We start from the raw sequence: 26,298 nt of genomic DNA on the forward strand, positions 1-26,298 counted from the left end.
ACACGGGCCTCGGCTTTCTCCGCACACTCCTCGGCCCGCTCGGCACGCCCACGCCAGTACGCCACCTCGGTGACATCATCGGTGACAGACAGAACAGACACACCACCCAGGACACATCACCAGCGTCCTCGGTATCAGGAACTACACCCGACGTATCACGAAGAGCCCACANCCCCCCNCCANCANCCCGCGGACNCNCCGCCCGACTCCCGCCACAGCCACGACACCGCCACACGGCGGAACCAGCCCCTCCACGCCATCGCCGAATACTTACGAATCAGGAAAGGCGCGCCACCCGTTGCCGCCGTTCAGCGCCGGATCACTGATGAGCTTCGCGAGTGTGCTCGCGTACTGCGAGTAGGGGGTGCGGGGCTGGCCGGCGATGATCCGTACGGTCGTGCACGTGGTCGCGTGCAGGTTCGCCTTCGCCTCCGTCGCCGCATCGCGCCGAGCCTGTTCCGGTGCCGCCGTCTGCGCTGAGGGCGTGCTCGGGGGCGTGCTCACGAGCATCGGGCTACGGCCGTCTCCGCCGAAGGCCCGGCCGATGAAGACGCCGACGATGGCGGCCAGGATCACCAGGGCGGTGATGGCGATGGGACGCCGTCCCAGCCGCGACCGGGTATTGGACATCGCGGCGACTCCTCGATCCGTGGGACGCTGACGTCGGGCCTTGCGCGGGGCAAGCTCCGGGGCACGTGTCCGCCACTGNGCCGCCGCACCGGGATCCCGGTGCCCCGGATCCCGGTGGTGAGAACCTGGCCGGTCGCGCATCCCGCTCCCACCGCGCTGATCGTCGCATACCAACCATGCCGCGCAGGACGCCGTTGGTCGAGGGCGGCCGATTCTTGTGCCTGATCCCCGAGGGCTACGGGGTAACGACCGATTTGTTCCGAACGCCCGGCTCCGTGACTGCAGCCGGGTCCGGGTCCGCCGGATCGGCCGGTGGCGCTGGGCGGGGTGGGCGCATGGCGATGGTGAAGACGGCCGAAAACGCCGCTGCGCCCAGCACCTCGGCCATGGCCGCCCACGCTCGGCCGTGGGCGATTTCCGCCCCCCCGAGCGCGCCCACCACGCAGGCCCCACCGACCACCAGCGTCGCGGTACGGTCCGTCGGAGGGAACAGCATGAAGGCCGGGGCGGCCGCGGCGAGCGCGGCGACGAGTGAGCCGACCAGCACTCCGCCGGGGCCGCCGTCCGCCACCTGGAAAGCGATTCCGATGACGATGGCCGCGGCGAGCGTCGGAAGCACGACCCACCCCCGCGTGAGTGCGGTACGGAGGGCGCGGGCCGCCCGGCGCCATCCCGCCACCTCCGGCGGGAACGTGGGCCGTGAGGTGATCGGGCGTTGCGTGGGCGGCAACGGCAGGGTGAGGCCGGTGTCCGGGGTGACGGCGGCGGGGGTGCCAGGTGTACCGGCGGGGNCGGGNTCCNGNGGCTCGGNCCGGGNGCCCNGGGCCGGGGGGAAGCCCGGCCGCTTCTTGGGCGCGAGACCACCTTCTTTTTCCCAGGCCGAGCGGACGTTGCGCAGCAGCTCCTCCCGGGCGGCGTCCTCGTCGTCGATGCCGATGAGGTCGAAGTGGACCACCTGCCGGAGCATCCCGGTAGGGGTGCATTCCGCTATCCGCACCGGGATGAGCTTACGGAGGTTGCCCTCGGGATCGTATTCGAACGCCGCCTGCCATTCTGCCCGGCAGTACGGGGAATTCAGATACTCGGGCGAGAGCACCGCGATCGTGTGCCGGCAGTTCTCCATCCCCTGACCCATGTCCCTGACCCAGTTGCGGCCGGGGCCGATATGCCAGGCCTGGAGAAACACGCGATAACCGACCTCCTGCAGCTGCCAGGCGATCCATTCGGCCCAGTCCCGGTCGCGCTGGCAGTAGCTGATGAAGAAGTCGCCCTGGTCCACCCGATTCCCACCTGTGAAATCCTCCGGACTGCTCGCTCCAGCTGAAGGATGATCGTACCGTCGTTCTAGGATGAATGCCACCGTTCTGCCCCGCCGCNGCGGGGCAGAACGGGCAGGGGCGCGCCGCGGGTGGCGCGGTGGGGTTAACCGACGAGGCGGGGCCCGCCGTCGGCCGGGGCGGTCCGGGCGGNGATGCACGGCAGCCCGGGATGGGCCCGGCCGATGTCGGCGATCCGCAGGTCCACCCAGGCGAGCAGACCGGGAACGGCTACGCCGTGCGGAGGCCGGTCCGCGTAGGGGATGAGGTTCGCCGCGCCGCGCCGCAGCACGGCCACGCCGCCCTTGACGTTGCCGCGGGCCAGATGGGTGACGCCGACGGCGAGCTGTGCCAGCCCACGCCACAGCCCGCGCTCGCCGGGGTCGGTCTCCGGACTCTTCCAGACGGCTTCGAGTACCTCGTGTGCCTGGAAGGGAAGTCCCGCGTCGAGGAGTCGCTGGGCCTCGGCGAGCGCCGCGGCCGGCGGTAGCGGGGCCGAGGAGGCGAGCGGCGGCACGCCGGTCTCGCCGTGGGGAAGGGGGCGGCCAAGCGCGTCCCGGGGCCGTTCCCCGGGCCGGGACACCCCGGACCCTGATTCAGTCGCGGGGTGCGCCCGGGGGACGGGGCGTGTTCCGGGAGGCGGCCGTGTTCCGGACGGTGCGCGTCGCCCGGACCGGTCCGAAGTGGTCATGCGGTCCACTCTGACCGCCTCTCGGGGGTGGCGCCTCCCGTAGCCGCGCGGACCGGGGTCGTCGTCAGGCAAGACCGGGGGCGCGGTGTCAGCGGCTGCCGGTGTCAGCGGCCGACGGCGGCGCGCAGCGCGTCGGCGCGGTCCGTGCGCTCCCAGGTGAAGTCGGGCAGCGTCCGACCGAAGTGGCCGTAGGAGGCAGTCTGCCCATAGATCGGCCGTAGCAGGTCAAGGTCCCGGATGATGGCGGCCGGGCGCAGGTCGAAGACCTCCGAGACGGCCCGCGCGATTTCCGGCACCGGCACGGTCTCGGTGCCGAAGGTCTCGACGAACAGGCCCACCGGCTCGGCCTTGCCGATGGCGTAGGCGACCTGCAGCTCCGCCCGCCGGGCGAGGCCGGCCGCGACGACGTTCTTGGCGACCCAGCGCAGCGCGTAGGCGGCCGAACGGTCGACTTTGGACGGGTCCTTGCCGGAGAAAGCACCGCCGCCATGGCGGGCGTAGCCGCCGTAGGTGTCAATGATGATCTTGCGGCCGGTCAGGCCCGCGTCGCCGATCGGGCCGCCGATCTCGAACCGGCCGGTCGGGTTCACGAGCAGCCGGTAGCCGTCTACCTCCAGGCCCAGGTTTTCCTCGGCCAACCGCTTGAGCTCGGGGGCGATGACCTGGTCGCGGATGTCCGGAACCAGGCGGGTGGCCAGGTCGACGTCGGCGGCGTGATGCGCGGACACGACCACCGTGTCCAACCGGACCGGGCGGTCCCCGTCGTATTCGATGGTCACCTGGGTCTTGCCGTCCGGCCGCAGGTAGGGCAGCAGGCCGTCGTGACGCACCTTCGACAACCGCTGGGCGAGGCGGTGGGCCAGTGTGATCGGCAGCGGGAGCAGGTCGGGGGTCTCGTCGGTGGCGTAGCCGAACATGATCCCCTGGTCGCCGGCGCCCTGCTGGGCCAGCGTGTCCTCGCCGCCCTCGACCCGTGCCTCATAGGCCTTGTCGACGCCCTGGGCGATGTCCGGGGACTGGGCACCGATCGAGACCAGCACGCCGACGGTCGCGCCGTCGAAGCCGGTGGCGGCGTCGTAACCGATGTCGGTGAGGGTGCGCCGCACGACGGCGGTCACGTCGACGTGCGCGGAGCTGGTGACCTCGCCGGCCACGTGCACGTGCCCGGTGGTCAGCAGTGTTTCCACCGCGACCCGGGAGGTGGGGTCGCCAGCCAGGAACGCGTCGAGCAGGGCGTCGCTGATCTGGTCGGCGAGTTTGTCCGGATGGCCTTCGGTGACCGACTCGGAGGTGAAAAGGCGACGGGACATGGAAGGATTCCTCGTTTCACAGAACAAGATATGGAACAAGACGATGTTGCGGGAGAAGGTGCCGGCCGCACGGGGACATACGTGCGCGGGTGGAGCTGCGCGGGTGGAGTTGCGCCGGTGGAGCTGCGCGGGTGGAGTTGCGCCGGTGGATCCGCGCCGGTACATCCCTACATCCGTGCCGGCACTGGCTGGCCGGCACGGTCATTTCACCAGGGCCGGTGCTCGGGGTCCGGGTGCCGCGTCGGGCTCGTCGACGCCGTCGGATGTCGAACCGCATGCGGACATGCCCTCCGAGTCGGCGGGCGCCGAGGTGAGGAGAGCGGGGTGCTGGCCGCGCCGGCCTCCGGCCGCGCCGGCTCGACGGCCGGCCAGGCCGAGGGAGCGGACCGAAGCGGTGGATCTCGGGAACGCGCTGAGGGCGCGCCGGACGAGCGCGTCCGCCGCGCGGCTCAGCGCGCGGTACAGATGGCGGAACTCACCAGGGAGAAGTCGACGTGGCCACGCGTAACGAGAACGGCCGGACTGAACACCGAATGATCTCACCACGGCGGTCAACCTGCCGTCAACGCCGCAGGCCGATCGTGTGCCGTTGCCCGGGCTCGATCTCTCGNCCCGNCCGCGCCGTCGNNGGNGNCCNCNCCCGCCGGTGCCGGCGGCCGAGCGGGCCGACATCGAGGTGTGGGCCCGCCGATCGAGCGTGGACGAGAAGATGATCATCGCGATCGCCTGCTAGCACGCGGATCGCGTCCGTTCCTACGAGTTGCTTGCCAGTGAGCGGACCTGGCCGGCTCGTCCCTCGACCCTTTGCGTCATCCGGGACCGGTGATTACGGGGGAGTATGATAGATGATATTGAGCGCGGTCATCCGGGGCCGAGTGAATCCGGGGCCGAGTGAAGGAGACGTCGTGTCGGACGACCGGTGCGGGATCACGGTAACGCTGTGGCCTCGGCCGGGTGGCCGCGCGGTCGAACTCACTCATCGCCGTCACATCGACACCTGCCGCGTCAACACGGCGGCCTGTCCCCGTTGACATCCGGATGACCTCCGGAACATCCGGACCTCCCGCACCCCGGCCTCGACCTTCGATCTGACATCCGCCTCCGCGCGTTTGTCGGTCGGTGCTCGATCCGGCCGGAACGAGGCGTTGGAGGTCGTCGTCAACGGCAGGAACGGCGCTGGTCATGACCGATCCCCCGGCATCATCGGAACAATCCCTGACTCCGGAGCAGCCTCCGGCGCACGGGCGATCCACCGCGACGGAACAGTCCGAGTCCGGGCGTCCCGAGTCCGGGCGGTCGACGGTGCCCGGACGATCAGAGGCGGCCGAGGCCTTCGTCCTGCGGGGGGTGCACGTCCTCGACAGGACCGGGCGCTTCGGTGAGCCGACCGACGTCGCCGTCGGCGGCGGGATCATCCATGCGGTCGGCACGCGACTCGGTCTTGACCGGGACGCCGTCGACGTTGACGCCCACGACCTGTGGCTGATGCCAGGGGTCGTCGACTGCCACGCCCACGTCACGCAGTCCACCTATGATCCGTTCGAGCTGGCGACGGCGTCGCTGTCCACCCGGGTCCTGCAGACCGCCGCCGCGTTGCGGGCGTCGTTGGCGGCCGGTGTCACACACCTGCGGGACGCCGGCGGCGCCGACGCCGGCATCCGGGACGCGGTCAGCGCGGGCACCGTGCCCGGACCTCGGCTTGCCGTGTCCGTCGTCGGGCTGAGCCGGTCCGGGCGGCACGGTGACGGGGCGATCATCGGTCCCGGGCTGGAGTCGGCCGAAGATCTTCTCATGCCGGACTATCCCGGCCGGCCCCCGCATACCGTTACCGAGGCGGGCAGCCTGCCGGCCTCGGTGCGGGGCATTCTGCGGGCGGGTGCGGACTGGATCATGATCTACGCGAGCGGCGGGGNGATGTCCGCCCGGCCGGGGCAGCCCNAGCCGCAGTTCAGCCCGGTGGAGCTTGCGGCCGCCGTCGCGGAGGCCCGGCGGTACGGACGTCCGGTGATGATGCACGCCTTGGGCGAGCGGTCGATCGAGGCCGCGGTCGCAGCCGGAGCGCGTTCCATCGAACACGGCATCGGGCTCACCGAGCCCGTGGCGGCCGCCATGGCGGCCGCCGGGGTGACGCTCGTCCCCACCCTGTCGCCCTACCAGGACCTGGCGGCGCTGGCGGCCACCGGAGTGCTGCCGGGCTGGGCGGCGGACCGAGCCGAGGCCACCGAGGCCGCGCTGGCCGGCACGATCGCGGTCGCCCGTGCGGCGGGGGNGCCGATCGCGCTCGGCAGCGACGCCCGGCACCGCACCCGGCANGGCGCGAACCTGGCCGAGATCAGCCGGCTGCGCCATGCCGGGCTCACCCCACCCGAGGCGCTGCTCGCCGCGACCGCGACCGGAGCCCGGCTCTTCGGACTGGGTGAGGGAGCCGGCCGCATCGCCGTCGGCTCCGCCTTCGACGCGATCCTGCTCGACGCGGACCCCGGGGACCTGTCGATCTTCGAGCGGCCGGACGCTGTGAGCGGAGTGTTCCTTGGCGGTCGCGCGGTGCTGCCCCACCCGCGGCTGCCCGGGAAGCTGGTCCGCCCCACCATGGTGATGGAAGAGGTGCCGAGAATCGTTCCCGAGCGGCCCGCGGTGTCGCCGCCCGGCTGACTCTCCCGTTTTCCGGAATGTTCACGAAATATCAAAAGAAATACCCTTAGTATGGCTCGCGGGATTTCGTCGGATCCATTCTGGGACGGCGATTGACCGAGATGCGGATCGGCCCCCGAAAGCTATCGTCGTAGGGGCCCCGCTGCCGGCTGCCGTCAGGTGGTCCGGGCCGTTCGCTGGTACGGGGTGCCGCGTCTCCAATGCCTGGAGGGTTCTCATGCAGCACGCTGAAATGATCAATAAGAACATGCGGAAGGCCATCGAGGAGTGTATGTCCTGCTCGGCTCTGTGCGAGGAGACGATCTCCTACTGCATGGACATGCCGGGCGCCATGATGGAGTCGGCGAACATGCGGCTGATGATGGACTGCGCGGCCGTCACCAGGACCTGCGCCGACATGATGTGCCGGATGTCGCCGATGCACGGGGAAATGTGCGCGATGTGCGCGCGGATCTGCGTGATGTGCGCTGAGATGTGCGAGAGGATGCCGCAGGATCAGCAGCTCGCCAAGCTCGCCGGCGCATGCCGGTCCTGCGCGGAGAGCTGCAACACGATGGTGGGCGCCGCCGCCTGAGCCGCGTCCGGCCCGACGGCGCCGGGGCGCAGCCGGCGGTCACCCGACTCCGCCCCGGCGTCCGGCTGTGCGGCGGCGCGTGGCACATGATGCGCGGCACATGATGCGCGGCCTCGGTCACGACCGGTGGCTACGGTTACGTATCCTCGGGCGGACATGGGGTGAAACACCTGAGTAACAATATTGACCATGTTGACAGGTAGCCGTCGGATAGGCAAAATATGGTCATGTTCTCCTCGGTGGGTCGGATGACCCCCCTGGTCGTCCGTGGCCACATTGACTTCCTGCGAGCGGCCTCGTCCGGTTGTCCGACCCGGCCGCTTCACGTGCTTTACTAGCCTCCTCGGATTTCCCTCGCTCTCGGTGTTCTCCCTGGCGTTCTCCTGATTCACGGTCACTCGATAGGTCTGTCCGTAGATCGTCATCGCCTGCGTGGACGCCAGCCGCCTCGGTATCGATGTCCGGTCAGTACCGGGTACATCTCTGGACGGTTTCCGATCGGAGCATGCTGTGTCGTCCATGGTTTCGTCGTCATACTTTCATCCGCGCCCCCGTGGATATGTGGGGGGGCCGGGAACCCGTTACTGGCCCAGTGGTGATCCCACCCACTCGAGAAGAGCCAGTGTGGTCCTTCTTCCCGGTCGTGGAGAATCCGCCGAACATTTCGAGGGCCTAGCTTTCCGGCTCGCGCTCGACGGCTATCAGGTGACGTTTCTCGACCATGGGAGAGACACCGTCCTCGCCCTTGGTGAGGCGCGTGCCCCCGATGGTCCGTTCGTCCTGCTGGGTTCGGACAGCGGGGCCCTGCGGGCGTTGGTCGGCGCCGGTTCGCCAGCGGTCCGGCCGGATGCCCTCGTGTTGCTCGACCTGCCGCTGGTGTACCGGAAGATCGCGGGCGAGGATCCGGGACAACCGATCCCACGGTCGCTTCCCGACCTGCCGATCCTGTTGCTCCATGCCGAGCGCGACGAGGTCAGCCCGCTTGCGCTGGCGCGCATGATGACGCGGACCGCGCGCCGGGCCCGGCTGGCGTCGCTGCCCGGGGGGCATGGCGTGCTCGCCGGCCCCGGCCGGCGTGCGGTCGGCGCGCACATCCTGCTGTTCCTCGAGAATCTCCGTGTCTCGCGGCTGGCCCCACGGCAACGGCAGCGGGACCGGTCGGTCGACTGATCTCGCCCGGTGCCGGGCGCGCCCGCGTGCCGGTCCGATCGGGGTGTGCCTTCGCGGGAGGCCCAACCGCTCAGCAGGTGTTTCCTCGGCGGGTGCCGGCGCGAATCACGCGAATCCGCGGGTCAGTCGTCCGTCCCGTACCGCATCGTCCGTTTTTCAACGGCGCAGGCTTCGAGCCGCAGGCTCGAAGCCTGCGCCGTTCGCGTTTGCGTACCCGTCCGCACGCCACCCGACCCCCGGGCCAGGCTTCCCGCTTGCCGTGGTTGCCGGGGTTGGGTTGCCGGACGGCCGGGCGGTCCCGGTGACTACCGGACCTCGTGGCCACCGGTCCCCGTCTCGACAGACCGGCCATATCGCCAAGATCCGGTCGTGACGGGTGATCTGCGTCGCTACCGGTAGCTGCTATTGATGTCCGAGAGTTGCGGCATCGCAGCGTTATGCACGCATCGTGACCAACATGCGCCCAGATTCGGCACAACTCGTACTTGTCACTACGGTCTGTAGTTCGCTACGGTTGCGGGGTATCAACAGCTCCGGGCCGACGCCGAGTTCTGTCCACGGTCCGCAGCTCCCTCCGAGAGATCTTGGGCAGAAGCGGGGGAACCACGTTCCTCCGGGTGGCTCGTTGCGGGCCACCCTTGGGGTTAAGCCGTTACGCGCACGCCGCGGAAACGGCCGGGCTTCCCGGCCCGAACCCGACAGCTAACCTCGCAGGCGTACGGGAAGGACTCGACGTTGCCTGTGTTTCAGGAACGCTCGGCTCCGGTCTTCTGGACCGTGACGCCGTTCGGCGCGNCCCGCGGTGCGTCCCCGCCATACGGGGCGCCGTTCTCGCCCTGACGTCTTCGCGAGAACGTGCCATCCGGTCGGTGCCCGTACCGGCCGATCGCGCTGACGCGCCATACCACCAGCTCGGCTGAAAGCCACCCGGCCTCGTCGTCTGTGGTCGGCTGACCCCTGCCGTCCACCGGGCCCGCCAGGCCTGGAACGGAATGACCACGGCCGCCTGCCGTGCTGTTCAGCCCATCGACCCCGGGATCCCCAGGGCGCGTCGATCGGTCGTCCCCGGTCGTCCCCGGACGGCCTCTCGGCGCACCGGCAGACCGGCACTGGGTGCTGCCCTTCTCCAGCGCGGTCGTCTCCGCTCGCCCTCCTTCGAGCGGCATCCCTCCCCTCGATCACCCGTCTGTGTTCGACGACACCGAAATGAGATGTCAAAGAAATGGCCAAGGGAAAGCATCGGAAACGTTCCACCCGGACCCGGGGCGCCGTTGTCGCCGCCGTCGGTGTGATCGGCGCCGGCGCCGGCATGTTCGCCACCGCGAGCCCGGCCAGGGCCGCCACCACGGTCCCCGATGTGACGATCGCCAGCGCGGCCGCGAACGCGGGACTGCCCGGCTGCCGCGGCGTTCCGCTGGCCACCTGGGTCGCGGTGGCTCTTGCGGAGTCCGGCGGCAACCCCTACGCCCACGCCACCTACGGCGAGGACTCGCGCGGCCTGTGGCAGATCAACATGCGGGCCCACGCCGGCTGGGTGGGTAACCGCAACCTCTACGACCCGGCCGTCAACGCCTGGGCGGCGAAGAAGGTCTGTGAAGGCCAGGGCATCACCGCCTGGAGCGCCTACACCAACGGCCTGCACTACCGCTACCTGGCCCGGGGACAGGCGGCGGCGGCGGCCGTCTCGCGCGGCGTGCGGTTCACGAACATCTCCTACTCCTCGCTGGCTGCCCCGGTGCGTGCGGCCGTGGTGGCACCCGCGGCCCGCTACCCGTCGCTGGCCGTCGGCCTCGGGTTCCGCCTCGACGTCCACCAGATCCAGAAGAGGCTCGCCAGCCTTGGCTACCCGATCAGCGTGGATGGGAAGTTCGGGTACCAGACCAACCACATGGTCAAGGACTTCCAGCTGAAGCACGGTCTGGTGGTTGACGGGATCGTCGGACCGCAGACGCGGGCGAAGCTCGGGATCTGACTCTGATCGAGGCCCGCCGACCGGGCTCCGCTGCCGCCGGCCGGTGTTCCCGACCCGCCCGAGGGCGCTGCTCGATATCCGCACGCACCGGATGACTACCCGGGGTGAGGTGGGGGTATTCAGCCACCGGGCCAGCACCCGGCCGGGAGCACCGGGTCGGGAGACGGCACCGGCCCGGGCGGGACCAGCCGGCCCGCACGGGACCAGCCGGCCCGCACGGGAAAACCGAAACGGGGGCCCGATCGATGAGAGCCACGATGCTCGACGACNACCTACCTGAGGCGAGTCCGAACGCATCCTCCGTGACCGGGGCCGGTCTCCTGTTCGCGGTCCTGGGGCCGCTGGAGGTGCGGCGATCCTCGGGCGAGCAGGTCCGCATCGACCAGCGCAAGAAGCGCATACTGCTGCTGACCCTGCTGCTGCACGCCGGCCAGTGGGTGAGTGTGGACGGGATGCGGCTCGCGCTCTGGCAGGATGCCCCGCCGCGCTCCGCCGGGGGCAACATCAAGACTTATCTCTCGGAGCTGCGGCACACCCTCCGGCCGCCCCTGGACACGTCCGGAGCCGGGGGGAACGGCCCCGGGCGCATCGAGAGCCGGCCGGGGGAGTACCGCCTGGTCGTCGCGTCCGGTGAGATCGACGCTAAGCGGTTCGAATCGGCCGCCGAGCAGGGCCGCGCCGCCGTGCGCGCCGGCTCGCCGGAACGCGCCGCCGGGTTTTTCGAAGGCGCCCTCGCGCTGTGGCGGGGGGACGCCTTCGACGAGCTCCCGGCGGAGATCGCGGGCGCGGAGGTCCTCCGGCTGGAGGAGGCTCGCTGGGCGGTGTGCGAGGACCTGATCGACGCCCGCCTGGCCCTCGGCGAGTACGACCGGGTGCTGCCGACCCTGCGGGCGCTCACGGTCGAACATCCGACCCGGGAACGTCTCTGGGCCCAGCTGATCCTTGCGTTGGAACACACCGGCCGGCGGGCCGAGGCACTGGCCGAGTACCAGACGGTCTACCGGCGGCTGGTGACCGAACTCGGGATCGAGCCCGGTGTCGAACTGCGGCGTGCCCATCAGCATGTACTGAATCCGGACTCGTGGGTCACCTGATGCCACGGCCGTGCCGGCCGAGTCGTGCGCCGGAAGTCAGCTNAACCGCCAGTGAACCCGGCGGGGGAATTTCAACCATACGGGCTGGACCAGCCGGCCGGCGCCCGGGCCACGCGCGCGGCGCCGCCGTGTATCGCCACCGGGGCGCACGCCACCGGGGCGAGGGCGCGCGGAAACCGCTGAGGAGAAGACGATGAAGGCTATCTACCTCCCCCCGCGACTGGAAGATGCCGGCAGCTTCGCCGCAGTGACGAACGGCCGCTGGGGCTGGGGGCGTGACTACTCCTGGCGGCGTTTTGCGTGACGGCGGCCGGGGTGGCGGTGGTCCCGATTCCGTCCTGCTGGTTTCTGGTGCTGGCCGACCGTGATCCCGTCGTGCGTCCGCCGGGGGCTCGTCGCATGCTGCGGTATGCCTCCGGGCGGCCGTGGATCGTCGGCAACTGGCCGGACGATGCCATGGTCAGTGCCGTCGCCGGGCGCTCGCGGCTGGCCCTGATCGGGTGTGCCGCGACCAACGCGCGACAGCTCCTGCGGCTGCTTCTCTCGGCCCGTGACGTGCACGCTCTCGACCTCGCGCGCGCCGTGGCCGGCGACTACCACGTGATCGCCGAAATCGACAGCCACCGTCGCGTCCAGGGCAGCCCGACGGGAACCCGGCGGGTCTTCACCGCCCGGTTGGGCAGCCACCTGGTCGCCGCCGACCGCGCCGACGTGCTTGCCCGGCTCACGGGCGCCCCGCTGAACCGGACGGCGCTGGCTTTGTCGCTGCTCGACCCGTCACCGCCCCATCCGCTCGATGACCTGGTGCTCTGGGAGTCGATCGACGCGCTGCCCCCGGATCACTACCTTCTCGTCGGCCCTGACGAGAAGGCCACCGTCCTGCGGTGGTGGCGTCGACCGGCACCGGTGCGGTCCCGCACGGAGGGGGCGCCGACCCTGCGGGCGGCTCTCGCCGAGGCCGTGGCGGCGCGGGTCGCCGGCGGCGGGACAGTGAGCTGTGATCTGTCGGGCGGACTGAGCNCCNCCTCGGTGTGCTGCCTGGCCGCGCGCGGCCCCGCCGACGTGGTCGCGCTCACCGGGATCGCCCCCGATCCCGGTGACGACGACGCCGCGCGGGCCGCGGCCACGCTCCCTGGCGTCACGCGCGAGATCCTGCCCGCCGCCGGGCTTCCCCTCGTTTACGACGGCATCGCCGACGCCGACGAACCGCTCGACCGGCCGTTCGTCGGCATCGGCGACCGGGCGAAGCTGCGCGCGGGTCTTGACCGGGTCGCGCTGTACGGGCCGCGGGTGCACCTCACCGGGTTCGGTGGTGACGAGGTCGCCTACGGCTGTCCCGCCTACCTCCCCCGGTTGTTGCGCCGCCGGCCCCGGCGGGCGCTGCACGACCTGCGCGGACACCGAGCGCAGGAGGGCTGGCCGTGGATGGCGTGCCTGCGAATGATGCGCCCGCGCGGCTACCGGGACTGCCTCGCCGACATGGCCGATGCGCTCGACCAGGCCCGCCGTGCCACGGTCGGCCACGCGCGCCGTCCGGCCGGTTCCGGCCGATCCCACCCGGGCGTCCTGGCCTCGCTCGACTGGGCCTTTCCGCCTGTGGTCCCGGGTTGGCTCACGCCGACGGCCCTCGACTTGCTGGCCGGAGCGTTCGCGGAGGCCGTCCGGCGCGCCCGGCCGCTGGCCGAGACCCGGGACGGCCACGCCGATCTCTTCGCCATCCGCGCTGGCGCGGCGGTGTTCCGGTTGTTCGACCAGCTCGCCGATCCGGTCGGCCCGCCGCTCGCCGCACCCTTCCTCGACGAGCGGGTGGTCCGGGCGGTGCTGGCGGTGCGGCCCGAAGAGCGCACCGGTCCGTGGGAGTACAAACCGCTACTGCAGGAGGCCATGCGCCGGCTGGTGCCGCAGGAATGCCTGCGCCGCGAGACCAAGGCGGATACCGCCGCCGAGGAGGATCAGGGCCTGCGCACCAGCCAGGACGTCCTGGTGAAGCTGTGCGATGACAGCCCGTTGGCCGATCTCGGCCTGATCGAGTCGGACGCGCTGCGCCAGGCGTGCCGATCTTCGTCCGTACCTGGTCATCGCCACCAGGCGCTGCGACCGACGTTCGCGGCGGACGCGTGGCTGCGGGTGCTCGCGAGCCGGCGGGGCCCTGACTGAGCTACCGGAGGAGTGAGTGATCATGGTGACGCTGCGGCCTGACGTGGTGCGGGCGCCGACCCAGTACGGAGCGGTGCTCCTCCATATCGACAACGGCCGATACTGGACCCTCAACCCCTCGGGTGACCTGGTGCTGCGGATCCTGCTCGACGGCGGTGACACGGCAGCCGCCGTCCGCGGGCTGTGTGAGACCAGCGAGGTTGACCCGGAGACGGCGCGCCGCGACGTGGAGGGTCTGCTCGCCCAACTCGCGGACGTGGGCCTCATCGAGGCCGAGCCCGAGTCCCGATGGTCACCCGAGACCGAGGCGGTCTGCGATCCCCGGACGCGGGCCCGGTGACCGCGCCGATGGTGGTCGAGCGGCCGGAGGCGAAACCGTCCCTCGCTCGTCGGCTCGGCGCGCTGGTCGCCGTGGGGATCGCGCGGGTGCTCGCGACCCAGTCGCCGGCCCGCATCTGCCGGGTGCTCACGGGGGTGGGCGCGGGCGCCCGCCCGGCCGACTATGGCACCGCGCTCGCCGCCCGGCAGGCGGTGACAGCCGTGAGCCTCACCTGCCGCGGCGCGCGGGGCTGTGTTCCCCGCTCGATAGCGACCGCCCTGCTGTGCCGGTTGACCGGAACGTTCCCGACGTGGCGTGTGGGGGTGCGCACCATCGCGCCGTTCGCCGCGCACGCGTGGGTCGAGGCGGACGGAGTGATCGTCGGGGAGTCGATGCCGGCAGGCTACCTGCGGCCGCTGCTCAGCGTCGGTCCGGGAACGGTAACCGGGCCGCGTCGCGTGGGCTGGCTCCGTCGCGTGGGCGGGCTCCGTGGGAGTGGCGGGCTCCGTGGGAGTGGCGGGCTTCGGGGAAGGGGCGTGCCTCGTGACGAGGGCGTACGTCGTTGAGGGGGAGGGCCGGGGAGCTGCCCGGGGGCCTGCGTCGCGGGGCGTCACGGAACTCTGGGCGCTGCTGCGCGGCCGTCGCGGGGCGGTGGCGATCGCCACGGCGCTGACCGTGGTTGGCACCGCCGTTGGGGTGCTCCAACCGCTGCTCGTGATGCGGGTGATCGACGCCGCGCAGGCGGGGGGNGTTCCCGGCTGGCTCATCGGGGCGCTGCTGGGTCTGTTCGTCGGCCAGGCGGTGATCGACACCGCCGGGCACTACCTGCTCGAGCGCGTCGGCCAGGGCGTCCTGCTCGGCCTGCGCACCAGCCTGATCGGCCACCTGCTGCGGCTGCGCATGCGGGTGTTCGACACGCGGCGGATCGGGGATCTGATCTCCCGTGCGAACACCGACACGACCGTGGTGCGGGAGGCGGTGGCGTACAGCTTCACCGCCCTGGTCACCAGCGTGATCGGCGTCGTCGGCGCCGTCGCCCTGATGATCTGGTTGAACCCCTGGCTGTTCCTGCTCGTGCTCGGGGTGGTGGCGGTGGCCGGGGTCGTGGTACTCGGCGCGCTGTCCCGGATCAGGACGGTGTCCGAACGTGGGCAGGCCAGCGTCGGCGGCATGACCGCCGACCTGGAGCGCGCCCTCGCCGCGATCCGTACCGTGCGGGCGAACCGCGCCGAGGGGCGGGAGGCCGCGCGCATCGGCGACCACGCCGCGGCCGCCTACCAGGCCGGCCTCCGGATGGCGAAGCTGGACTCGATCATCGCCCCCGCGATGCAGCTCGCGGTGCAGGGAAGTGTGCTGGTCGTGCTCCTGGTCGGCGGGGTCCTGGTGGCGCGCGGTTCGGCCTCGCTCGGCAGCCTGGTCGCCTTCCTGCTGTATGCCACCTACCTGGTGATGCCGTTGTCGCAGCTCATCGAGGCGGCGGCGACCATCCAGCGGGGGATGGGGGCGCTGTCGCGGGTCAACGCGGTGTTCGCGCTGCCCCGGGAGGGCGACGACGAGTCCGTGCGCGGTCCGCTGCGCACCGTCGCGGTCGTGGCCCCNGGNGGGACGCGCCCGCCGGCACCATTGTCGCCCTTGTCCTCGTCGCGAGTGTCGTCCTCGTTCTCGTCACGAGGGGAGACGCCGAACCCGCGGGCGCCGTCGATCGAGTTCCGTGACGTCTGGTTCGGCTACGCGCAGACGCCAGTGCTGCGCGGGGTGTCGTTCACGGTGCCGTCTCGCGGGCACGTCGCGCTGGTCGGGCCGTCCGGTGCCGGCAAGTCCACCATCCTGGAGCTTGTCGAGCGCTTCTACGAGCCGGACGCCGGAATGATTCTGTTCGCCGGCCACGACGTCCGCGCGATGCCCCGCGCGACCGCCCGGGGGTGGGTCGGGCTGGTCGAGCAGAACACCCCGGTGCTGCACGGCAGCCTGCGGGACAACATCACCTATGCGGCGCCGGATGCGACCGAGGAGCAGATCGCCGCGGTCCTGGCCACGGCGGGGCTGCGGGACTTCACCGACCGGCTGCCCGAGCGGCTCCGGACTCCGGTCGGTGATCATGGTGTGCTGCTCTCCGGCGGGGAACGGCAGCGGGTCGCGATCGCCCGCGCGCTGCTCGCTCAGCCCGCGGTGCTGCTCCTGGACGAGCCCACGGCCCAGCTGGACAGCGTCAACGAGCAGGCGCTCACTCGCGCGATGAGCCGGATCGCCGCCGAGCGGGCACTGCTGGTCATCGCCCACCGGATCTCCACGGTGCGGGCCGCGGATTTCATCCTCGTGCTGAACGAGGGCCGCGTGGTCGCGCAGGGCTCGCACGAGGAGCTGATGGCGACCAGCGCGTTCTACCGCGGCCTCGCCACGGGCCTGCCGGCCGGTCCCGCCAGCCCCGCCAGCCCCGCCGGGCCGGTCAGCCCGCCAGAGCGCGGGCGAGCCGGGACCGCAGGGCCTCCCGCCCCGGTGAGGTGAGCGCTTCGAGCCCGCTCTCCTCGACGCCGTGACCTGCACTCAGGGCGTTTCCGGGGGAGCCAGGGCGGACTTGCGGATCTTGCCCATCGAGTTGCGGGGGAGCTCGGCCACCAGGTGGATCTCCCGGGGCCGCTTGTGGATGGACAGCTCCCGCGCCACGAAGTCGATGAGCGCCTCGCTCGCCGTCTCGTTTGCCGTCTCGCTCGGTGTCCCGTCCGACGCCCTGCCCGGTATCCCGCCTGGTGCCCCGCCCGCCGCACCGGCCAGGTCGGGGGCGACGACGAAGGCGGCGATGCGCTGCCCGAGGTCGTCGTCCGGCAGCCCGACGACGGCGGCCTCGCGCACGGCCGGGTGGGCCAGCAGTACGGCCTCGNCCNNNNCNNCNCCCNCCCGGTAACCGCCGCTCTTGATGAGGTCGGTGGATCGGCGCCCGACGATTCGGTGGTGGCCGTCCGGGGCGACGACCGCGGCGTCACCGGTGCGGAACCAGCCGTCCGCGGTGAACGACGCGGCGGTGACCTCCGGGCGCCCCAGGTACCCGTCGAACAGGGTGGCACCGCGGACCTGCAACTCGCCGATGCTCTCCCCGTCCGCGGGCAGCTCGGTCCCCGTCTCGTCGTCCACGAGCCGGGCCCGCACCCCCGGCAGGGTGGTACCGACCCAGCCCGCCCGGCGCTCCCCGTCCGCCCGGGCGCTGATGGTGATCAACGTCTCGGTCATCCCGTACCGTTCGATCGGGGCGAGGCCGGTGAGCCCGGTGAGCCGGTCGATCACCGGCCTCGGCAGGGGGGCACTGCCCGAGACGAGCAGCCGGGCCGAGACCAGGGCGCGGGCGGTGGTCGGATCGTCGCAGACCCGGGACCACACGGTCGGCACGCCGAAGTACAGGGTCCCCCCGGCCGCCGCGTACGCCGTCGGGGTCGGGCGGACGGTGTGGATCAACCGGCTGCCGACCCGCAGCGCCCCGAGCACACCCAGGACCAGGCCGTGGACGTGGAACAGCGGCAGCCCGTGCACGAGCGTGTCCTCGGGCGTCCAGGCCCAGGCGTCGGCGAGGGCGTCCAGATCGGCGGCGATGGCCGGGGCGGACAGCACCACGCCCTTGGGGGCTCCGGTCGTCCCGGAGGTGTAGAGGATGAGCGCCGGTCCGGTTTCCCCGGACCCGGACCCGGAGCCGGAGCCGGCAGACCCCGACCGTGCGGTGAGATCGACCGGCACGGTGGGGATCGCGAGGTTGTCCCAGGCGGGCCTGCCGAGCAGCAGGGCGGCGCCCGAGTCGCGCAGGATGTGACCGCGTTCCCGCGGCCCGGAGTCAGGCGGCACGGGTACCGCCGGCACCCCGGCGAGCAGGCAGCCGACGACCGAGACGACGGTGGCCATCGTCGCCTCGGCGTGCACGGCCACCGCCGGCGCGCCGGCCACCCGACCGGCGACGACGGACGCGGCCGCGAAGAGCTCTGCGCGGGTGAACTCGACCTCCCCGACCCGGACGGCGGGGCCGTCGTGCTCGCCGGCAGGCAGTGGGAGCAGGGTCACTCCGTCATGCTCCCATGGCCGAACCCGTCAACGCTCAGCTCCGCCCAGACCGCCGCCGAGGTGCGGTGCGCGTCGATGCATCAGCGCCGCTCCAGTTCTGTGGGCCGCTCCAGTTCTGTGGGCCGCTCCAGTTCTGTGAGCCACTGGTGGAGGACCGCGGCGGTGGAGGCGGCGTGTTCGTTCATCATCGTCTGGTGATTGCCGGCGGCGTCGAGCCTTTCGTGCTCCATCACCCAGTCGGTCNCCCAGGCCTGGCCCTCCCCGTCGGGGTTCTCGGCGACCGCCTGCTGGGGCATGCGCTCCATCGCCCGGACGAGGACGACCGGCGCGTTGACGGCGGTCGGCCGCCAGCCCTCGAACAGGTCCAGGTAGGCGCCCTGCGCGGTGACCTGTGCCTCCGTCATCAGCGCGAAGGCCTGGTCGTTGAGGGCGACGCCGCGAAGCTCCTCCTGGATGTCACCCTCGGGGATGCGGTCCCCGGGCAGCCACGTGTCGAGCAGCACCACCGCCCTGGGGTGGATCCCGCGGGTCTCCAGCCGGGCCGCGATCGCATGTGCCAGCCAGCCACCCGAGGAGTAACCCGCTAGCACGAGGGGGATCTCGTCGAACGCCCGGGCGATGGTCTCGGCATGCNGGTCGACGACGAGATCCGCGGTGGCCGGAAGCAGCTCCCCGTCGCCGAATCCGGGATGCGGCAGCGCGTACACGTCCCGCCGGCCATGCAGGTGCAGGGCGAGGCGGGCGNAGTTGTGCGGTCCCGACGGGGCAACCATCGAGGGCAGGCAGACGATGGTGGGCCTGGCCGGACCCGAGGCGAGTCTCACCGGCGCGGCGGGCGCGCCGAAGGCCTCGACGGTGCGGAAGACGGGCCTGAGCCGGGCGGCGGCCCGCAGGACACCGACGCCCTCGGCGAACTTGNCGTCCGTGCACGCCTGCCGGTACAGCTCGCGCACGCCGATCGGCGCGACCTGCGTCCCGGCCCGCGCGGGGGGTCCGCCGGGCACGATGTCCGGGTGCCGCTGGGTGGCGAGGGTGGCAAGGGTATCGAGATGGCGGGTGAGCTCGCAGACCGTCGGATGCTCGAAGACGACGGGCGTGGCCAGGGTGAGGCCGGTGGCGGCGGCCAGTCGGCGGCTGAGCTGAACCGAGGCCAGTGAGTCGAAGCCGAGTTCGAGGAAGCGGCGCTGCGGGTCCACGTCGTCGGGCGACGGGTACCCGAGGATGGCCGCGGCCTCCGCCCGCACGAGGTCGAACAGCGCGCGGGCGCGGGCAGGCCCGGGCAGCGTCCCGTAGTCCACCCGGGCGGGGGGCGCGTCGGTGCCGGTCGGGTCGGCGTCCCCCTCGGGTCCGGCCGTCGTGGACCGGCTCCATAGATCGTCGAAGAAACGCCCGGGGCGGGCGGCGGTGAAGGGTGGGAGGAAGCGCTCCCAGTCGACGTCGGCGACGGTGAGCGCGGCCTGCCCGCCCGCGACCGCCCGGGTGAGCGCGGTGACCGCCGCGTCGGGGGGCAGCGGGGTCAGGCCACGGCGGCCCAGGTAGTCACGGAACGTGGCCTCGGCGCCCATTCCGGCATCGGCCCACGGGCCGAACGCGACAGAGGTGGCGGCGAGACCAAGCGCGTGCCGCCGCGCGGCGAGGGCGTCGAGGTAGGCGTTGCCCGCGCTGTAGGCGGCCTGGCCGCCACTGCCCCAGGTCGCCGACACCGACGAGAACAGGACGAAGGCCTCCAGCCTGGTGTCGCTGGTGTCGCTGGTGCCGGTGATCCCGTCGGTGTCGCTGGTGTCGCTGGTGCCGGTGATCCCGCCGGTGCCGTCGAGTAGCCGGTCGAGGCCGGCGGCGCCGGCGACCTTTCCGGCCACGACCTCCGCGAACTCCCCGAGATCGAGTTTGTGTAGGGCGGTCACCTGCCCCATGACACCGGCCGCGTGCACGACGGCGGACACCGGCCGGCCCGCCTTGGCCAGTCTCCGCAGCAGGGCGGCGAGCTGTTCGTGCTCTCCCACGTCGCAGGCCTCGATGGTCGCCTCGGCGCCGAGGGCGGCGAGTTCGGCGCGTAGGTCCTCCGCCCCCGCAGCCGCGGGGCCACGGCGGCTGACGAGGACGATCCGGCGCGCACCGTCGCGGGCGAGCCGGCGGGCGGCATGCGCGCCGAGGGCGCCGGTGCCACCGGTGATCAGGACCGTGCCGTGAGGCCGCCACGCTGGCGGGACGGTGTCGGTCGGTGCACCGACGGTGTTGTCTGCTGCACCGACGGTGTCGGCTCTGACGAGGCGGGGNACCAACAGCCCGGTGGCACGGGCGGCGAGCTGGTCCTCGCTACCGGGGGCGGTGAGGGCGGAGCCGAACCACGCCAGCGTCTGATCGTCGAGGTTGGTCGGGATGTCGATCAGACCGCCCCAGGCGTCGGGGTCCTCCAGGGCGAGGGCGCGGCCGAGTCCCCACATCATGGCCTGGTCCGGGGTGGTGACGGGGTCGTCGGGACCGGTGGTGACCGCGCCGCGGGTGACGCACCACAGCGGTGCGGACACGTCGAGGTCGTGTAGCGCCTGGACGAGCGGGACGGTGAGGGCGAGCCCGGTGGTCAGCGCCGGATGGATGCGGTGCGGCGTGTCGTCGAGGGCGAGCAGGGACAGGACGCCGCGTACCGCCTGCACCGTCTTCTTCCCGGCGGGGCCGCCGCCCGACGGCGGTATGGCGCCCGACGGCGGTATGGCGCCCGACGGCGGTATGGCGTCGGGCAGCGGTATGGCGTTCGACAGCAGCGCCGCGACCCGGGCGCGGTCGGCGTCGTCGCCGGTGAGGGTGAGGGTGACGGCCGTGCCGCCGAGGCGTTCGATGATCCAGCAGATGCGGGAGAGCATGTCCTCGTCGACGGCGGCGGCCGGGGTCAGCACCGGCCACACGCCGGACAGCGGTGGCGTCGCGGTGGCCTGGGCCGTCACGGCGATGGCCTGGGCCGTCACGGCGGTGGTGACGTCCTCGGAGTCCAGGGGCCGCCACTCGGTGCGGTAAGACCAGCCGTCCGGGTCCGCCGCGCGGGCCGTCCCGACGGTCGGGCTACGGGGCGCGGGGACAGCGGTGGTCCCGTCGAGCCAGTAGCGCCTGCGCTGGAACGGGTAGGTGGGCAGCTCCCGGTGCCGGGCGCCGCGTCCCCGGTACAGGGCGCGCCAGTCGACGTCGACGCCGTGGACGTGCAGCTCAGCCAGGGCGGTGAGGAGGGTGTCGGGTTCGGGGCGGNCGGCGCGGGACGCCGCCGCGGCCACCGTGTCCCGGGCGTCGCGGGTGTTCTGGGCGTCCCGGGTGCTTTGGGTGCTTTGGGTGCGCTGGGTCTTCTCGGTGCGCTGGGTCTTCTCGGTGCGCTGGGCGTCGGCGGCTAGGCAGGCCGGCAGGAGCGCGGTCAGGACGGCGTCGGGACCGAGTTCGAGGTAGGCGACGGCGCCTTCGCGGTGCAGGCGACGGGCGGCGTCGAGGAAACGGACGGGTTCGCGGACGTGGCGTACCCAGTGGTCGGGGGTGGTGAGCCCGGCCTGGAGGTCGAGGTCGCCGGTCCGGGTGGAGACGACGGGGATGGCCGGCGGGGAGTAGGTGATCTTCTCGGCGACGGCTCGGAACCGGTCGAGCATGTCGTCCATGTGCGGGGAGTGAAAGGCGTGGCTGACCGTCAGCCGCCTGATGGCGCGGCCGCGCTCGGCCCAGCCGACGGCGACGCGTTCGACGAGGTCGGCGTCGCCGGCGATGACGGTGGCGCTCGGGCCGTTGACGGTGGCGATCTCGACCCGCCCGGCGAGTCCGGCGAGGGACTCGGCGACCTCCGCCTCGCCGGCGCGGATGGCGGTCATGGCTCCGCCGGCGCGGCAGGCCTGCATGAGCCGGCCGCGGGCCGCGACGAGAGCGCAGGCGTCGTCGAGGGTCCACACTCCGGCGACGTGGGCGGCGGTGAGCTCGCCGATGGAGTGCCCGGCGAGGATCCCCGGGGCGAGACCCCAGGATTCGAGGAGCCGGAACAGCGCGGTCTCGAAGGCGAACAGCGCGGGCTGGGTGTACTCGGTGCGGTCGAGCGCCGCCGCGCCCGGGGAACCGGCGGGGGCGAACATGACGTCGCGCAGTGGGNGTTCGAGATGCGGCGCAAAGTGGGCACAGACGTCGTCGAGGGCGTTGGCGAAGACCGGGTAGGTCGCATGGAGTTCGCGGCCCATCCCGGGGCGTTGGCTGCCCTGGCCGGTGAACAGGAAGGCGGTTGCCCCCCGGGCGGTTCCGCTTCGGCGGAGCGCCGGTCGGACCGTGCCCAGGACCAGCCCGGCGCTGGGACGGGCCTCGGCCAGAGCAGCCAGGGTCCCGGTCAGGGTCCCGGTCCCGGTCAGGTGTGTGCCGCTGCCGCACGCCGCCGATCCGCGGACGACGGCGACGGCACGGTGCTCGAAGTGGGTGCGACCCGCCATGGTGTATCCCGCGTCCAGGGGAGAGATCTCGGGATGGCGCTCCAGGTGCGCGCCGAGCCGGGCGGCCGCCGAACGTAGCGCCGCGTCGCAGCGGCCGGACAGGACGACAGGCACCGGGGCGCTCGCCGGGTTCTCTCCGGCGCGGTCCGCACCCATGGCGTCCGTTCCCGGCCCGGGTGGTGCTTCCTCGATCACGGCGTGAGCGTTGGTGCCGCTTACCCCGAACGCCGACACCGCCGCCCGTCGCGGCCGGCCGTCCCGGCGCTGCCAGGGGACGTTTCCAGTGAGCAGGGCGACGTCGCCCGCCGACCAGTCCACGTGCGGGGACGCCTCGCGCACGTGCAGGGTCCGCGGCAGGACGCCGTGCCGCATCGCCTGCACCATCTTGATGATCCCGGCGACGCCGGCGGCGGCCTGGGTGTGGCCGATGTTCGACTTCAGGGACCCGAGGTAGACGGGCCGCCGTGCCGCACGGTCCTGGCCGTAGGTGGCAATGACGGCCTGGGCCTCGATCGGGTCACCGAGCGTCGTGCCGGTGCCGTGCGCCTCCACCGCGTCGACGTCGGCGGCGCGCAGCCCGGCGTTGGCCAGCGCCTGGCGGATCAGGCGCTGCTGGGACAGGCCGTTCGGCGCGGTCATCCCGTTGCTGGCGCCGTCCTGGTTGATCGCGGTGCCACGCAGGACCGCGAGGACGTGATGGCCGTTACGGTGGGCGTCGGAGAGCCGTTCCAGCAGCAGCACGCCCGCGCCGTCGGCCCAGCCGGTGCCGTCGGCGTCGGCGGAGAACGCCTTGCAGCGCCCGTCCGACGCCAGGCCCCGCTTGCGGCTGAACTCCACCAGGATCCCTGGGGTCGACATCACGGTCACCCCACCGGCCAAGGCGAGGTCGCATTCGCCGGCCCGCAGCGCATGGCCGGCCAGATGCACCGCCACCAGGGACGAGGAACACTGGGTGTCGATGGTCAACGCGGGCCCTTCCAGGCCAAGCGTGTAGGAGACGCGGCCGGCGATCACGCCGGAGGCGTTGCCGGTGAGTAGTTGTCCCTGGGCTTCGGCGGGCGCCGCATGCCAGGCGGGGCCATAGTCCTGCAGCGACACCCCGGTGAAGACGCCGGTCCGGCTGCCCCGCAGCGACCGTGGGTCGANGCCCGCGTGCTCCAGCACCTCCCAGGAGATCTCCAGCATCAGCCGCTGCTGCGGGTCCACGGCATGTGCCTCGCGCGGACCGATACCGAAGAATCCCGGGTCGAACAGCGCGATGCCGGGCAGGAACCCGCCATGGCGGGTGTAGGCGGTGCCAGGCTGATCGGGATCAGGGTCGTAGAGCGCGTCGAGGTCCCAGCCCCGGTCGTCGGGCAGGCCGCCGACGGCATCCCGGCCCTCTCGCACCAGGTCCCACAGGGCTTGCGGTGAGTCGACGCCGCCGGGCAGCCGGCAGGCCATGCCGATGATGACTACGGGATCATGGCCCCGGAACGGCTCCGAGCCGACCTCGCCGGTGGCAGGAACGGCGGTGGCCGGCGGGACGGCCGCGGGGNCGGCGGCGGGGNCGGCGGCGGGCTCGTCGATACCCAGCAACTCACGGCGCAGATGGTCGGCGAGGGCCTCGGGGGAGGGCCGGTCGAACAACAGCGTGGCGGGCAGGCGCAGACCCGTCGCCGCGGACAGTTCGTCTCGCAGCCGATCGGCGATGCCGCGGTACACCCCGAGACCACGCCAGGAGGACTCCCGGCCGAGGATGGCCGCGTCGCCGCTGCGCTCGGTCAGCACGGCGACCCGGCCGGCTATCAGGTCCAGCAGGAGCTCGCGCTGGGCCGTCTCCGATCGGCCGGTCAGCCGCAGACGCCACGCCTCGCTCGCCCCACCACCGGTGCCGCGCGGCGATCGTGCCTGGATTTCGCGCGTATCGCGCATGCAAACTCCCAGCGTCCTATGCAATGAGGAAACGACGCGTCGGCGACAGCCGCGTCCGTCGCCGGGCGTTCGCCTTCGTTCGTTTCGGCCACGGGTCGACGGACAACGAAGAAGGCCGCCACGGACCAAAGCCAGGGCCAGCCGTCAGCGCTCGGTACGGAGTGGGACAAAGTCCCGGAAAGCCGGGGCCGAGAACGACTTGGAATATCTCCTCTGGACGCGGAAGGGCATGGCTCAGGCAACCGGCGAGGAGTCGGAGCGCGGAGCCGTCCGCTCTCCGTAGAGAGTGTGACGCCCCCATCTCCTCAGGGTACGACCATGCCGGCCGGGGTGCGTGTCGTCGGTCACGTGTGAACAAGCATGAACGCCATGGTGCCCGACGCTGCGTTTGGGCTTCAAACGTCCTGGCGCGATCGGGCCATGTGAGAATTTACCCGGCCATCCTATGCGCAGGTCCCGGAGCGCTCCTGGTACCTTGGCGTACAGATGTCTGCTCTTCCTGTTCCTGGGTTCGTAGGTGATCAGGACTTCGAAGGCCACACCGATCGCGGAGCCGGCGTGCAACGTGTCGGGGATCGCATTTCACCAGGAATTGCTACCCGATACGGCGGTGATTTTNCATCCCATGGCCGCCGGCGGCCGCCGTGCCCGGCGGCGGCTGATATACCCGCGGACCGCTGCCGCGGCTCGGTGGTGGGACGCGGTCGCGGGGCAGGTGGCGGAGGTCGCCGACCAGGCCTGTCCGGACGAGGCGCACAGCTATTCTTGATCCTCCTGGCCGACGCGCTACGCTCGCCTGTTGTGTCCGACACTGCCGCCACGTCGGCGACCGATACTGCCGCCACGTCGGCGACCGCGCCCGGATCCGGTGACGTCACCGGATCCGGGTCCCCCGGGNCGGTGAGTTCCGCCGACTCCAGCTTCGCCGACTCCATCCCCTCCGCTGTGCGCGTCACCGTGGTAGGTATCGGGGCCGACGGCTGGGCGGGGCTGGCGCCGACGGCACGTGAGGTGGTGCGCGGGGCCGCCGTGCTGTTCGGCGCCGATCGCCAGCTTGCCCTCGTGCCCGAAAGGATCGACGGCCAGCCCGTTGGAGGCCGGCGGGTGTCGTGGCCGTCCCCGCTGCTGCCGGCCCTGCCCCGCCTGCTGGCCGGGCACGCCGGCACCGGCGCTCAGGCGGGGCAGGGTGAGCTCTGTGTTCTCGCGAGTGGTGATCCGATGTTCTTTGGGATCGGCACCACTCTGGTCCGGCTGCTGGGAGCGCACCGGGTGCGGGTCCTGCCCCATCCTTCGTCGCTCTCCCTGGCCTGCGCGCGGCTCGGGTGGGCCGTGGACGACGTTGACGTGGTGAGCGCGGTCGGACGTCCCCTCGCGCAGGTGCAGGCCGCACTGGCGCCGCGTCGACGGCTGCTCGTCCTCAGCTCCGACCGGGCCACGCCCGTCGAGTTCGCCACCTTGCTCGTCGGGCGCGGGTACGGCGAGAGCCTGCTGACGGTTCTCGACCGGCTCGGGGGGCCGGACGAGGCGTACCAGAGCGCCCCCGCCTCCGCCTGGGTCGAGGCCGGTGCCCGGGCCTGGGTTCGGGCACCGGCCGCCGTGGAGCACCCGGGCGGGGCCGCCTCGGCCGTGCCGCCGGGGTCAGCTGTGTCGCAAGGGTCGGTCGTGCCGCAGGTGCCGTTGCGCGAGCCGGCGGACCTCAACGTCGTCGCCGTCGAGCCGGTGCCCACGCCGTCCGCCCCGCACCGCTCGCGGACGCCGGGCTTGCCTGATGACGCGTTCGAGCACGACGGTCAGATCACCAGGCGGGAGATCCGGGCGGTGACCCTGGCCCGGCTCGGACCGGTCCCGGGCGAACTGCTGTGGGACGTCGGATCGGGCTCGGGCAGCATCGCGATCGAGTGGATGCGCACCCATGGCACCTGTCGCGCGATCGCGATCGAGCCGCGGGCGGAGCGCGCCGACCGGATCCGGCGCAATGCCACGGCTCTCGGCGTGCCGGCGCTGCGGNTCGTGCCCNGC

16 protein-coding genes, 1 pseudogene and 1 riboswitch (1 of these 18 only partly in view) are annotated in these 26,298 nt (G+C 72.3%); of the genes and pseudogenes, 11 read left to right on the plus strand and 6 right to left on the minus strand.

What is annotated here, in order from left to right; translation table 11 throughout:
• Nucleotides 1-270: 270 nt before the first annotated feature.
• The 4 genes from CED_RS13355 to metK form a co-directional block, all read right to left on the minus strand.
• Nucleotides 271-630, minus strand: coding sequence for a hypothetical protein (locus CED_RS13355; RefSeq protein ID WP_035911048.1), 360 nt, complete (start codon nt 628-630; stop codon nt 271-273).
• Nucleotides 631-865: 235 nt separating this feature from the next.
• A complete protein-coding gene (locus CED_RS21565; RefSeq protein ID WP_051868800.1) occupies nt 866-1,909 on the minus strand; it encodes a toll/interleukin-1 receptor domain-containing protein in 1,044 nt (347 codons plus the stop codon).
• A gap of 143 nt (nt 1,910-2,052) precedes the next feature.
• On the minus strand, nt 2,053-2,529 hold the full coding sequence (locus CED_RS13365) for a DUF309 domain-containing protein (RefSeq protein ID WP_035732031.1): 477 nt from the start codon (nt 2,527-2,529) through the stop codon (nt 2,053-2,055).
• A 212-nt stretch (nt 2,530-2,741) separates the two neighbouring features.
• Nucleotides 2,742-3,947 (minus strand): methionine adenosyltransferase, encoded by a 1,206-nt coding sequence (gene metK, locus CED_RS13370; RefSeq protein ID WP_011437378.1) that lies wholly within the window; start codon nt 3,945-3,947, stop codon nt 2,742-2,744.
• Between the two features lie 1,302 nt (nt 3,948-5,249).
• On the opposite strand from metK, the gene CED_RS13380 reads away from it, so the two are divergent.
• The 10 genes from CED_RS13380 (at nt 5,250) to CED_RS13425 (ending at nt 16,390) form a co-directional block, all read left to right on the plus strand.
• Complete coding sequence (locus tag CED_RS13380; RefSeq protein WP_235187075.1) at nt 5,250-6,599, plus strand: amidohydrolase family protein; 1,350 nt, start codon at nt 5,250-5,252, stop codon at nt 6,597-6,599.
• Between the two features lie 217 nt (nt 6,600-6,816).
• Nucleotides 6,817-7,173 (plus strand): four-helix bundle copper-binding protein, encoded by a 357-nt coding sequence (locus CED_RS13385; RefSeq protein ID WP_011437376.1) that lies wholly within the window; start codon nt 6,817-6,819, stop codon nt 7,171-7,173.
• Nucleotides 7,174-7,797: 624 nt separating this feature from the next.
• Nucleotides 7,798-8,343, plus strand: coding sequence for an alpha/beta hydrolase (locus tag CED_RS13390; protein WP_347272493.1), 546 nt, complete (start codon nt 7,798-7,800; stop codon nt 8,341-8,343).
• A gap of 532 nt (nt 8,344-8,875) precedes the next feature.
• Nucleotides 8,876-9,074: riboswitch (cyclic di-AMP (ydaO/yuaA leader) on the plus strand.
• Between the two features lie 491 nt (nt 9,075-9,565).
• Nucleotides 9,566-10,315 (plus strand): peptidoglycan-binding protein, encoded by a 750-nt coding sequence (locus CED_RS13400; RefSeq protein WP_011437373.1) that lies wholly within the window; start codon nt 9,566-9,568, stop codon nt 10,313-10,315.
• A gap of 257 nt (nt 10,316-10,572) precedes the next feature.
• Nucleotides 10,573-11,409: an AfsR/SARP family transcriptional regulator gene (locus CED_RS13405; protein WP_235187076.1), complete on the plus strand. Its 837-nt coding sequence runs from the start codon at nt 10,573-10,575 to the stop codon at nt 11,407-11,409.
• A 193-nt stretch (nt 11,410-11,602) separates the two neighbouring features.
• Entirely contained in the window at nt 11,603-11,713 is a 111-nt protein-coding gene (locus CED_RS25335; protein ID WP_023840805.1) for a lasso RiPP family leader peptide-containing protein, read from the plus strand.
• Nucleotides 11,714-11,730: 17 nt separating this feature from the next.
• Entirely contained in the window at nt 11,731-13,566 is a 1,836-nt protein-coding gene (locus tag CED_RS13410; RefSeq protein ID WP_035911135.1) for an asparagine synthase-related protein, read from the plus strand.
• Between the two features lie 22 nt (nt 13,567-13,588).
• Nucleotides 13,589-13,906 carry a lasso peptide biosynthesis PqqD family chaperone gene (locus CED_RS13415; protein ID WP_035911061.1) on the plus strand — a complete coding sequence of 106 codons (318 nt, stop codon included), beginning with the start codon at nt 13,589-13,591 and terminating at the stop codon, nt 13,904-13,906.
• The gene (locus tag CED_RS13420; protein ID WP_313950025.1) at nt 13,903-14,451 is read left to right on the plus strand and encodes a lasso peptide biosynthesis B2 protein; all 549 of its coding nucleotides are present in this window, start codon (nt 13,903-13,905) and stop codon (nt 14,449-14,451) included. The genes CED_RS13415 and CED_RS13420 overlap by 4 nt, the downstream gene beginning before the upstream one ends.
• Nucleotides 14,429-16,390, plus strand: a complete 1,962-nt coding sequence (locus CED_RS13425; RefSeq protein ID WP_011437368.1) for an ABC transporter ATP-binding protein — start codon at nt 14,429-14,431, stop codon at nt 16,388-16,390. Before CED_RS13420 ends, CED_RS13425 begins: the two co-directional genes overlap by 23 nt.
• 39 nt (nt 16,391-16,429) lie before the next feature.
• On the opposite strand, the pseudogene CED_RS13430 reads toward CED_RS13425, so the two are convergent.
• Nucleotides 16,430-17,926: pseudogene (locus CED_RS13430) on the minus strand (acyl-CoA synthetase).
• A gap of 80 nt (nt 17,927-18,006) precedes the next feature.
• Complete coding sequence (locus tag CED_RS13435; protein WP_035911063.1) at nt 18,007-24,279, minus strand: type I polyketide synthase; 6,273 nt, start codon at nt 24,277-24,279, stop codon at nt 18,007-18,009.
• A 900-nt stretch (nt 24,280-25,179) separates the two neighbouring features.
• Between CED_RS13435 and CED_RS13440 the strand changes: the two genes are divergently transcribed.
• Nucleotides 25,180-26,298 carry the 5' portion of a bifunctional cobalt-precorrin-7 (C(5))-methyltransferase/cobalt-precorrin-6B (C(15))-methyltransferase gene (locus tag CED_RS13440; RefSeq protein WP_051868816.1) on the plus strand. The gene runs 318 nt beyond the window's last position, so 1,119 of the gene's 1,437 nt are visible here — the first part of the coding sequence; it begins with the start codon at nt 25,180-25,182; its stop codon lies beyond the right edge, outside the window.

This window comes from Frankia sp. CeD (assembly GCF_000732115.1).
Classification (GTDB): domain Bacteria; phylum Actinomycetota; class Actinomycetes; order Frankiales; family Frankiaceae; genus Frankia; species Frankia casuarinae.

Excerpts from the sequence above, each read along its gene's own strand:
- CED_RS13400 (WP_011437373.1), top strand. The coding sequence starts at position 9,566 with ATGGCCAAGGGAAAGCATCGGAAACGTTCCACCCGGACCCGGGGCGCC.
- CED_RS13385 (WP_011437376.1), top strand. The coding sequence starts at position 6,817 with ATGCAGCACGCTGAAATGATCAATAAGAACATGCGGAAGGCCATCGAG.
- CED_RS13415 (WP_035911061.1), top strand. The coding sequence starts at position 13,589 with ATGGTGACGCTGCGGCCTGACGTGGTGCGGGCGCCGACCCAGTACGGA.
- metK (WP_011437378.1), bottom strand. The coding sequence starts at position 3,947 with ATGTCCCGTCGCCTTTTCACCTCCGAGTCGGTCACCGAAGGCCATCCG.
- CED_RS25335 (WP_023840805.1), top strand. The coding sequence starts at position 11,603 with ATGAAGGCTATCTACCTCCCCCCGCGACTGGAAGATGCCGGCAGCTTC.
- CED_RS13355 (WP_035911048.1), bottom strand. The coding sequence starts at position 630 with ATGTCCAATACCCGGTCGCGGCTGGGACGGCGTCCCATCGCCATCACC.